Annotated in this window: 13 protein-coding genes and 1 pseudogene; 5 read left to right on the top strand and 9 right to left on the bottom strand. The window is 65.9% G+C overall.

The window, feature by feature from the left end:
• Positions 1-145 (top strand): annotated as a pseudogene (locus AB4Y84_RS05515) (LysE family translocator); the annotation flags it as partial.
• A gap of 104 nt (positions 146-249) precedes the next feature.
• Positions 250-423, top strand: a complete 174-nt coding sequence (locus tag AB4Y84_RS05510) for a DUF1328 domain-containing protein (RefSeq protein WP_025876319.1) — start codon at positions 250-252, stop codon at positions 421-423.
• Positions 424-448: 25 nt separating this feature from the next.
• Here AB4Y84_RS05510 and AB4Y84_RS05505 read toward each other — a convergent pair whose 3' ends face one another.
• From AB4Y84_RS05505 to AB4Y84_RS05485, 5 genes are all read right to left on the bottom strand, one after another.
• Positions 449-781 carry an SMR family transporter gene (locus AB4Y84_RS05505; RefSeq protein ID WP_025876322.1) on the bottom strand — a complete coding sequence of 111 codons (333 nt, stop codon included), beginning with the start codon at positions 779-781 and terminating at the stop codon, positions 449-451.
• A gap of 11 nt (positions 782-792) precedes the next feature.
• On the bottom strand, positions 793-1,365 hold the full coding sequence (locus tag AB4Y84_RS05500; RefSeq protein WP_134832865.1) for a TetR/AcrR family transcriptional regulator: 573 nt from the start codon (positions 1,363-1,365) through the stop codon (positions 793-795).
• 78 nt (positions 1,366-1,443) lie between these two features.
• Positions 1,444-2,199, bottom strand: a complete 756-nt coding sequence (locus AB4Y84_RS05495; protein WP_312786690.1) for a transporter — start codon at positions 2,197-2,199, stop codon at positions 1,444-1,446.
• 70 nt (positions 2,200-2,269) lie between these two features.
• Positions 2,270-2,503: a DUF1653 domain-containing protein gene (locus AB4Y84_RS05490; RefSeq protein WP_442244068.1), complete on the bottom strand. Its 234-nt coding sequence runs from the start codon at positions 2,501-2,503 to the stop codon at positions 2,270-2,272.
• Between the two features lie 11 nt (positions 2,504-2,514).
• Entirely contained in the window at positions 2,515-2,778 is a 264-nt protein-coding gene (locus AB4Y84_RS05485; RefSeq protein ID WP_033831612.1) for a hypothetical protein, read from the bottom strand.
• A 416-nt stretch (positions 2,779-3,194) separates the two neighbouring features.
• Between AB4Y84_RS05485 and AB4Y84_RS05480 the strand changes: the two genes are divergently transcribed.
• The 3 genes from AB4Y84_RS05480 to AB4Y84_RS05470 all read left to right on the top strand — a co-directional run bounded on the left by AB4Y84_RS05480 (position 3,195) and on the right by AB4Y84_RS05470 (position 4,471).
• Positions 3,195-3,401 (top strand): hypothetical protein, encoded by a 207-nt coding sequence (locus AB4Y84_RS05480; protein WP_223495851.1) that lies wholly within the window; start codon positions 3,195-3,197, stop codon positions 3,399-3,401.
• Between the two features lie 130 nt (positions 3,402-3,531).
• Complete coding sequence (locus AB4Y84_RS05475; protein ID WP_442249854.1) at positions 3,532-4,095, top strand: DUF3011 domain-containing protein; 564 nt, start codon at positions 3,532-3,534, stop codon at positions 4,093-4,095.
• A gap of 172 nt (positions 4,096-4,267) precedes the next feature.
• A complete protein-coding gene (locus AB4Y84_RS05470; protein ID WP_032978640.1) occupies positions 4,268-4,471 on the top strand; it encodes a hypothetical protein in 204 nt (67 codons plus the stop codon).
• A gap of 139 nt (positions 4,472-4,610) precedes the next feature.
• Here AB4Y84_RS05470 and dxs read toward each other — a convergent pair whose 3' ends face one another.
• The 4 genes from dxs to AB4Y84_RS05450 all read right to left on the bottom strand — a co-directional run bounded on the left by dxs (position 4,611) and on the right by AB4Y84_RS05450 (position 10,004).
• Positions 4,611-6,518, bottom strand: coding sequence for a 1-deoxy-D-xylulose-5-phosphate synthase (dxs, locus tag AB4Y84_RS05465; protein ID WP_363732921.1), 1,908 nt, complete (start codon positions 6,516-6,518; stop codon positions 4,611-4,613).
• A 105-nt stretch (positions 6,519-6,623) separates the two neighbouring features.
• Positions 6,624-7,289: an HNH endonuclease gene (locus AB4Y84_RS05460; RefSeq protein ID WP_025876340.1), complete on the bottom strand. Its 666-nt coding sequence runs from the start codon at positions 7,287-7,289 to the stop codon at positions 6,624-6,626.
• A gap of 415 nt (positions 7,290-7,704) precedes the next feature.
• The gene (locus tag AB4Y84_RS05455; RefSeq protein ID WP_025876341.1) at positions 7,705-9,495 is read right to left on the bottom strand and encodes an acyl-CoA dehydrogenase C-terminal domain-containing protein; all 1,791 of its coding nucleotides are present in this window, start codon (positions 9,493-9,495) and stop codon (positions 7,705-7,707) included.
• Positions 9,496-9,560: 65 nt separating this feature from the next.
• Positions 9,561-10,004, bottom strand: coding sequence for an LEA type 2 family protein (locus AB4Y84_RS05450; RefSeq protein ID WP_442249853.1), 444 nt, complete (start codon positions 10,002-10,004; stop codon positions 9,561-9,563).
• Positions 10,005-10,007: the final 3 nt, after the last annotated feature.

The following is a 10,007-nucleotide window of genomic DNA, read 5'->3' as shown; positions in this document are numbered from 1 at the left end:
GTTCTGGTACGTGATGTATGCCGCAGGCGGACATGGGCTGCGCCGTTGGCTGGCAAAGCCATTTGCGCAACGCTGGTTCGAACGCCTGGTCGGCAGCGTGTTCCTCGCTTTCGCAGTGGCGCTGCTGCGCTTCCGGCCGCGCTGAGCGGGTTCGTTTCACGCCGCGCCTGCGACCTGTTCACGCGTGTGGCATCGCGGCGTACCTAACCTGATCCCACCTTCAGTATTCCCGCCAGGGAGAGGATCGACATGATCAAGTGGGCCATCATTTTCGCCATCATCGGCCTGATCGCCGGTGCGCTGGGTTTCGGCGGCATCGCCGGCGCTGCCGTGGGCATCGCGAAGTTCCTGTTCTGGGCCGGCATCATCATTGCCGTTGTGCTGTTCGTGCTTGGCATGACCGTCGCCAAGAAGGTCGCCTAGCCCGGGTGTTCGTGCAGCAGCGCGTTCAATGCGCGCTGCTGTGCGAGAACAGGTTGATGACCAGCACGCCGGCACAGATCAGGCCGATACCGATCAGCGCCGGAGCGTCCAGGCGCTGCTTGAACACCAGCAGGCCGATCAGCGAAATCAGCACGATGCCGACGCCGGACCAGATCGCATAGGCAATGCCGGTGGGAATCGACTTCATCGTCAGCGACAGCAGGTAGAAGCACACGCCGTAACCGGCGAGCGCGCCCAGCGTGGGACCGAGCCGGGTCATGCCTTCGGATGCCTTGAGCAGGGACGTGGCGATCACCTCCAGCACGATCGCACCGGCCAGGTAGACATACGGGTTCATCAAATTCCTCCTCATGCCGGTTCGCACAGCTTCAGTGCCTCAAGGGCCATGGCCTGGGCATTCTGGCGCTCGTTTTCGTCCAGCGGCCGCCCATAGGCGGTGGCCCAGTAACCATCGGCAACGCAACGCGCGGCGTACAGGCGCGGATCGCTGGCTTCATCCGGGAACTCGGCGAGCATGCCGCGCAGCCACGTGCGCCAGTAGACCAGAAGCGCCGGCTCCAGCATGTTGCCCATGGTGAGCCCGATGTCGTTGATCTGCTCCTGCTGCAGCAGATGCTCGAAATTCACCTGCACATAGGCACGGCTGAAGCCGCCATGGCGGCGCGGGGACTGTCGCAGCACCGCACGCACTCTGTCCTCGAAGTCGGCGATGAGCGAGGTCAGCGTCGCCTCGATCAGGTCCTGCTTGCTGCTGAAGTGATGGAACAGCGCGCCCTTGCTGACACCGGCGGCATCGGCGACATCCTGCACGGTGAGGGCCGCCAGCCCATTCTGGCCAAGGGTATGGGCGGTCGCGTGCAGCAGTGCCTGGCGCACGCTGTCGGGCGCCTTGCGGCGGGAGCGGGGAGGGGATTCTGTCATGGGGGGAACGAAACCGACTGGACGGTATGATTGTAGCGCGGGGGCGATGCGCCCGGCGCGCACGATCAGGTCTTGAGCTCACTGCAGATAGAACGCGATGCCGGTGCCGAGCTGCAGGTCGGGGCTGTTTCCATTGAGGCCCAGGTCGAACGAGGCGTCCAGCTGCACGTTCGGCCGCAGCATCCAGGTCAGCCCTGCGCCGGCAATGGCCTCGTCGGGTTGCTGGTTGGCGTGGGTGAAACCGGCTTCGAGATAGGTGCCAAGCCGCTCGGTCACGCTCAACGAGAGGCTGGGCGACCAGGTGGTGCTGCGCTGGCCGGCGCCACGCTGATGACTGCCATACAGCGCGCCGCTCCAGCGGTCGTTGAAGCTGTGCTCGACGCTGGCGGCCAGCGCGTACTGGCGGCCGTCGCTGAAGGCTGCATCGCCACGCGCGATCACCCCGCTGGCCAGCAGCGCCCACGCCGTGCGCTCGGTACTGCCGGGACCTGCCCATTTCAGTCCGACGGTGCTGTCGCCGGCGCCGCGCTGCTGCGTGCGCGGCAGGTCGGGGCCACGTTCTCGCTGACGCTGCCATGGCGTGGACGCCAACTGCAGTTCCCAGCCCGGAGCCAGTCCGGTGCGCAGCAGCAGGTCGCTGGACAGCGTCGTCGTGCGCAGGCCGTCGCGATCACGCTCACGTTGATAGCTGGGCAGGCCCAGTTCGACGGCAAGGTCGCCACGCGGCACCGTGTCGGTGCCGAAGCCGATGCCGGGACGATCGAAGCTGGGAGGTTCCGCGCCCAGCACCGGGGTACTGGCCAACGACAGGGCGATCAACAGGGTGTGGCGCATGCGGGTTCCGTCTCGCAGGGGGTCTTCAGCATGCCCGGCGATACCGTGCGCGCGGCGTGAGCCGCACCGCTCAGTCGATGATGCGGGCGAAACGCGCCTGCGGGCCGTGCTCGCCGGGCACCTGCTCAATGAACATCGCATAGGGCCGTACCCACAGACCGCCCTCGCCATACAGAGCGCGGTAGAGAACCATCGGCTGCAGCGTCTCACTGCTGCGGACGATGTCGATCACTTCGTACTCGCCACCTTTGAAGTGGCGGTAGCGGCCAGGTGCCAGCGCGGGCAGCGGGGTCAGGTCGGTCATTGGTGGGCCCGTTACCTGCGTGCCGGCGACGCCGGGGTGGCGCAGTAGGCATCGATGGCTTCGGCGGTGTTGGCCAGGCCCTGCGCCTGTGCCAGTTCCCACGGGCGCTCGCAGCGCTGGCTGCGTTCGCACCACTGATAGCCGGCCGAACCGATGCAACCGTGCGCATCGCGATCGCCACCGACCACGGGTGTGGCGGCGTCATGGGTGACTGGTTTTTCCGGGCTGGCACACGCGGCCAGAGCCAGCAGCGGGATCAGCATCAGGACTTTCATGGGCGCGGCTCCGTGCCGTAAACCGACAGTCTGTTCGGTCCCGGCAGCAGCGGCAAGCATCGCTGGCCGATCCTCAACTCAGCGATGCGCGGACCAGTTCCTCGATCAATACCACGTAGCTGGCGGCGAAATAGAACTTCAGCAGCGTCGAACGCTGCAGTGGAAGCGAGGTGCGCATGTGGAAGGGGCCCCTGTTGATGACGATAGTGTGAAGCGCAGCTGACTTCGTGACAAGGGTCACGGAACGGGTTTCCTAAATGGCCTCAGGGATGTGATGGGGGGCGCTTTCTGAGGCGATGGTGGGGAGTTTTCGGATAAATCCGATAGGTCTTCTCCGGGGCGCTGGCTAGGCTGGTCGGGCATCGGAGATCGGCCTTGCGCCGGTCCCCGATTTCCCAGAACCGCAGGAGCCCATCATGGTCATCACTGTCCAATGCAACGCCCAGCGCTGGTCCGTGCTGGATCCGCAGACACGCTCCACCCAAATGTTCAGTAGCGGCGCGGCTGCCTTCGATGCCGCTGCCTCGCGGGCCAGCGAGCACCACCGCCGTACCGGCCAGCACAGCACCGTGCGCGTGGAAGCACTGGGCACCGCGGTGGACGCGCTGCACTTCGGCCTCTGAGCCGCCGCAGCCGCAGTCAGTTGCGGTTGGGTTGGTTGAATGGGGGAAAAACCGCCGTCGCAGCTCCCTCTGTGCGCCACGCCCGGAATCCCCGATGCTTGCCTCCACCGTATTCACCTGGAGACGAGGGATGGGCAAGGGACTCACTTGGCGCACCGTGGCGTGCACCCTGTTGCCGATGATGGCTGCCGCTGGCGGCGTGCAGGCGCAGAACTATGGCTACGATGATCGCTACGATGATCGTGGCGGGAATGGCATCGTGCGCTGCGAATCGATCAAGAACCGCAGCAACGAGTGCCGGCTGGAAGGGCGCGCGCGCATGATCCGTCAGCTGTCCGGCTCCCCCTGTGTGGAAGGTGAGACCTGGGGTCAGTCCCGTTACGGTGTCTGGGTTACCCAAGGCTGCCGTGCCGAATTCGTCGGGGAATACCGGCGACCGGGCGGTGGCGGCGGTGGTTGGGGCGGCGGTGGTGGCAACGGCTGGGGCGGAAGCCAGTGGGGCGGCGGCGGCCAGGTGATTGCCTGCCATTCCAATGATCGGCGCCAGCAGTACTGCGATGCGCAGGTTCGTCGCGGCGTGYGTCTGGTGCGGCAGGAATCGCGCAGTGCCTGCATTGAAGGCGAGAGCTGGGGCTGGGACCGCCGTGGCATCTGGGTCAGCAACGGCTGCAGGGCCCAGTTCCAGGTGAACTGAGCGGCCGCCGCAATCGGCTCAAGATCAGAGAAATCTGATAGCGATCACACTTCTTTCCTCGTATTGTCGACCCCCGGGACGCCTGGAGCGTCCCGGTTCGCACTGGCCATCCGTCGCGCCTGGTGCGGTCATTCTCTCGTCGTCGATACGCTGTTCAAGGAGTGAGCAACGCATGTTGATCCGACTGCAATGTGAGCAGCGCCAATGGCGCGTGCTGCACCCGGACAAGCCGGAGCCGATCGAGTTCCGCGATGGCGTCCGTGCCTTCGATTTCGCCGAAACCCTGGCCCGCCTGCATTTCACCGATACCGGCCAGCGCGCCTCGGTGCGGGTGGAGTCCAGCGGTGCATTTGTCGAGGCGATCAGCTACGGCTGAGCGCGCCGTTCGCCCGCAGGGACTGCGGCATCCACGCATGGCGTGGATCTACTTTTACCCTGGTAGATCCACGCCATGCGTGGATGAGGAACCTAGGGAGCCACGCATGGCCTGGCCCCACCAGACCCCTGCAACGCTCTCAGCCCGCCGCGCTCAACGGCGGGTTGCCGGCGGCCAGCTGCGGCCAGCGCTTGAGCAGGGCCGCACGGATGCCGGCCGCATCGATGCCGGCCTCGGCCAGCAGGTCCTCGCGGCTGGCGTGATGCTGGAAGGCATCGGGCAGGCCCAGGTGCAGGATCGGACGCAGCACGTTCTCGGCATTGAGCAGTTCGGCCACGGCCGAGCCGGCGCCGCCCGCCACCACGTTGTCTTCGACCGTCACCAGTGCGTCGTGCTGGTTGGCCATGGCCAGTACCAGTTCGCGATCCAGTGGCTTGATGAAACGCATGTTGACCACGCTCAAACCCAGGTCGCGGCCCACCTGTTCGGCGGCGGCGACGGTGCTGCCGAAGGCGAGCAGGGCGACGCGGCTGCCCTGCAGGCGCAGCTCGCCCTTGCCGATCGGCAGGGTCGACAGATCGCTGCCGGCATCCACGCCGGTACCGCTGCCGCGCGGGTAGCGCACCGCAGCCGGGCCGGGGTGCTGCAGACCGGTGCTGAGCATCTGCCGGCACTCGGCCTCGTTGGAGGGTGCCATCACCACCATGTTCGGCACGCAGCGCAGGAAGCTGAGGTCGAGGTTGCCGGCGTGGGTTGCACCATCCGGGCCGACGACGCCGGCGCGATCGATCGCGAACAGCACATCCAGGTCCTGGATGGCCACGTCATGCACCAACTGGTCGTACGCGCGCTGCAGGAAGGTGGAATAGATCGCCACTACCGGTTTGCCGCCCTGGGTGGCCATGCCTGCGGCGAGGGTCACCGCGTGCTGCTCTGCGATGGCTACGTCGAAGTAGCGCTGCGGATATTCCCTGCTGAAGCGCACCAGGCCCGAGCCTTCGCGCATTGCCGGAGTGATGCCATACAGACGCGGCTCGGCCGCGGCGGCGTCACACAGCCAGTCGCCAAACACATCGGTATAGGTTGGCTTCTTCGCGCCGGTCTTGGCCACCAGGCCCTTGTCCGGATCGAACGGGCCCACCGCGTGGTAACCGATCTGGTCGCCTTCGGCCGGCTCGTAACCCTTGCCCTTGGTGGTCATCACATGCAGCAGCTTCGGGCCCTTGGAGGCACGCAGYGTCTTCAGCGCGGACAGCAGCGCCGGCAGGTCATGGCCATCGATCGGGCCGGTGTAATGGAAGCCCATTTCCTCGAACATCGTGGACGGCACGAACATGCCCTTCCAGTGTTCTTCCCAGCGCTTCACGAAACGCGCGGGATTGTTCTTCTTGTCGCCGAGGATCTTCTTGCCGCCTTCGCGCAGCGCATTGAGCGTGCGGCTGCCGGTGGCGCGGCCGAGCATCTTGGTCAGCCCGCCCACTGCCTCGGAAATCGACATGTTGTTGTCGTTGAGGATCACCAGCAGGTTCGGTTCCGGTTCCATGCCGCCGGCGTGCATCAGCGCTTCGAAGGCCATGCCGGCGGTCATTGCACCGTCGCCGATCACGGCCACGACCTTGCGATCATCACCTTCGGTCTGGCGCGCGATGGCCATGCCCAGTGCCGCCGAGATCGAGGTCGAGGAGTGGCCGACGCCAAAGGTGTCGTATTCGCTCTCTTCGCGCTTCGGGAACGGCGCGACGCCGTCCTTCTGCTTGACGGTGTGGATCTCGTCGCGGCGACCGGTGAGGATCTTGTGCGGATAGGTCTGGTGGCCGACGTCCCAGACGAGCTGGTCGACCGGGGTCTGGTACAGGTAGTGCAGGGCCACGGTGAGCTCGATCACGCCCAGGCCGGCGGCGAAGTGGCCGCCGCTTTTGCCAACCGATTCGATCAGGTAGGCACGCAGTTCATCGGCAACCGCCGTCAGTTCGGATTCGTCGAACGTGCGCAGGTCATCCGGTGTCTGGATGCGCGCGAGGCGGGGATAGCGGGCAGAGTCGATCATCATGTTCGCACTTGTTCTGAACGCCCATTTTCGCCCTCAAACGGGGGTGGGGCAAGCAAACGCCGCCGTCCGTGACAGGACGGTGAGGGTTGCATTCCCGGGAGTTCAGGTGCAGAGCTTGGAACGCTTGGGCAGCTGGGCTCTCAGGAACGCCATCTGGTCGGCCAGGATGTTGCGGTTGGACAGGATCAGGTGCTCGATCCAGCTCGGCCGGTACGGCACCGCCAGCAGTGGCATGCCGGCCTGTTGCGGGGTGCGGTCGCTCTTGCGCGAATTGCAGTGGAAGCACGCGGTGACTACGTTTTCCCAGGTATCCAGGCCGCCTTTGGACAAGGGCATGACATGGTCGCGGGTCAGGGTCGGGCGTCCAAACTGCTGGCCGCAGTAAAGGCAGAGGTGGGCGTCGCGGGCGAACAGGGCCGGGTTGGTCAGGTTCGGTGTCGGGTCCAGCGCGCGTGAGCGGGCATGGCCGCGCGCGGCGATGATCGGGTGCAGGTCCATCCCGCTCTGCATGCCACTGCGACGATTTGTCCCACCGTGGATGTGCAGGCAGGGGTCGCCGAGTGTCCAGGCGACCGCGTCGCGGGCATAGAGGCAGGCTGCGTCCTGCCAGGTGATCCAATCCAGGACCCGCCCGTGACCATCCAGTGAGAGCAACCGGACCGTGCCGGGGCGATGCAGCGTCGTGGCGTTGGGCGATGCTTCGGCGCCCGGAGCAGAAAACGGAGCTCCGGCTTCGATCAGACCCAAGCGTGTAGTGTCTGTCTCCATCGGGAAAACAGCTTATACCTGAATGTTGACGATTTGTGTATCGCCCAGCGGGCGATACGCAAATCGTCAACATTCAGGTCCACGCATTCCTCCTATTCCCCGCGCCTTTGGCGCGCCCCCTTTAACAAAAGGGGGCTTTTCTCCAGATGGATTCCGGGGGTTTCTGGATCTACGTGTCGACCAAGGTCGACACCTACCAACAGCCGCGGGGAGTTGTCGAAGGCGGGGTGGGTCCGGTTGCGGGGGCGTGAGCGCCATGGATGGCGCGACCGAGGCTACAGGGACGTACTTGCGCCGTCCCCCGCAATTTGACCCACCCCGCCATCCCGCAGGAAACCAGCTGTTGCTGTTGCTCCAGCTGTTGCGGTTGCCGGCCAGCGGCCGGCACTACCGTGGGTGCCGGCCGCGGCCCGGCTCAGGCGCCGAAGCGTTCGTCGTCCATTGCCATCAGCGGTGCGGCACCCGCCTGGATGGCGGCGGCGTGGCTGAGGGTGCGCGGCAGAACGCGGGCGAAGTAGAAACGTGCGGTCTCGCGCTTGCCCTGGGCGAATGCTGCGCCGTGTGCGCTGGCATCGGCGGCGGCAACGCTGCGGGCCCACCAGTAGGCCAGCACCACATAACCCGAATAGAACAGGTAGTCGTAGCTGGCTGCGCCCAGTTCGTCCGGATTGGCGGCCGAACGCTGCAGCACGTCCATCGTCAGCTTGCCCCATTCGGCGGCCTTGGCGCGCAGCGGGCCGATGAACTCGGCCAAGCTCTCGTTGCCTTCATTCGCCTTGGCGAACGCCTCGATCTCGGCCAGCATCAGCTTCAGGCCAGCGCCCTGGCTGGACGCGGTTTTGCGGCCGATCAGGTCCAGCGCCTGGATGCCGGTGGTGCCTTCATACAAGGTGGTGATGCGGGCATCGCGGGCCAGCTGTTCCATGCCGTGTTCGCGGATGTAGCCGTGGCCGCCGAAGCACTGCAGGGCGTTGTAGGTGTTCTCGATGCCCCATTCGGTCTGGCAGGCCTTGGAGATCGGGGTCAGGAAGCTCACCAAGGTGTCAGCGCGCTCGCGTTCACCGGCATCGTCTGCATGGTGGGCGACGTCGATCAGGGTGGCGGCGTGCAGCGCCAGCAGGCGGCTGCCTTCCACCAGCGACTTGATGGTCAGCAGCATGCGACGCACGTCCGGATGCACCAGGATCGGGTCGGCCGGCTTGTCCGGGAACTTGGCGCCGCTGAGCGAACGCGACTGCAGGCGCTCGCGGCTGTACTTCAGCGCGTTCTGGTAGGCGCGCTCGGACAGGCCGATGCCCTGCAGGCCGACACCCAGGCGAGCAGTGTTCATCATGGTGAACATCGCCTGCAGGCCCTTGTGCGGCTGGCCGACCAGGTAGCCCTGCGCGCCATCGAAATTCATCACGCAGGTGACCGAGCCCTTGATGCCCATCTTGTGCTCGATCGAGCCGCAGCGCAGCGCGTTGCGCTCACCGACGTTGCCGTCGCGGTCGACCTTGAACTTCGGGGTGACGAACAGCGAGATGCCCTTGGCGCCTGGGGGAGCATCGGGCAGCTTGGCCAGCACCAGATGCACGATGTTGCCGGTCAGGTCGTGCTCGCCGGCGGTGATGAAGATCTTGGTGCCGGTGATCGAATAGCTGCCATCGGCGTTCGGCTCGGCCTTGGTCTTGAGCAGGCCCAGGTCGGTGCCGCAATGCGGCTCGGTCAGGCACATGGTGCCGGTCCAGCGGCCTTCGATCAGCGGCTTCAGGAAGGCCTCGTGCTGCCAGGCTTCGCCGTGCTGCTTCAGCGCTTCGATGGCGCCGTGCGACAGCAGCGGGAAGTTGCCCCAGGCCAGGTTGGCGGCGTTGATCATTTCATTGAGCGGCACGCCCAGCGTGTGCGGCAGGCCCTGGCCGCCCAGTTCCGGCGCCGCGGTCAGGCCGGTCCAGCCGCCGTCGACGAACTGGTCGTAGGCCTGCTTGAAGCCGGGTGGCGTGGTCACTTCGCCGCTGGCCTGGTCGAGCACGCAGCCGATCTCGTCGCCCACGCTGTTGAGCGGGGCCAGCACGCTGGCGCTGAAGCGGCCGGCTTCTTCCAGCACGGCATCGACGACATCGGCGGTGGCGTCGGTGAAGCCCAGGCGGGCGAACAGCGGTTCGACCTTCAGCACATCGTGCAGGCCGAAACGAAGGTCGGAAAGCGGGGCGGTGTAGCTGCTCATCGGTGCGTCTCGATTTGATCAGTAACAGGGGGAGCGGCGCGATGCGTCGCGGCGGAAAGCGGAGATCAGCGCAGCACGCCCGGCAGGCCCGGGGCCTGGTTGAGCGTGCTGCGGCTGCTGATATCGAAGGTGCGTTGCTTCTTTTCCTGCGGCGTGGCCGACACCRTGCCCTTCAGCCCATAGGCGAGGGTGCGGTTGCTGGCCAGTGCGTCGGCGATCACCAGGCGTGCGGCCGGGCTGGGCTTGAAGTTCACGTTGATGACATCGGCGGAGACGCCGCCGATGGAGATGCCCGGCTTGGCTGACAGGGGGCCTGCTTCGGTGTCGCCGATGGTCAAGACCAGTGCGACATCGTCGAAGCTCATCGGCATCGAACTGTAGTTCTGCAGGCGCAGGGCGACAGTCCAGTCGCCATTGGCCTGCACGGTCAGCTGCTGCAGGCTCGCGGCCGGTTCCGAAACACGCTTGACGATGCCATCGCCGCAAGCGACCAGGGCCAGGGTGCACAGGAC

Source organism: Stenotrophomonas sp. 2YAF22, from assembly GCF_052114665.1.
Lineage (GTDB): Bacteria > Pseudomonadota > Gammaproteobacteria > Xanthomonadales > Xanthomonadaceae > Stenotrophomonas > Stenotrophomonas indicatrix.
This window is presented reverse-complemented; position numbering and strand designations above follow the sequence as displayed.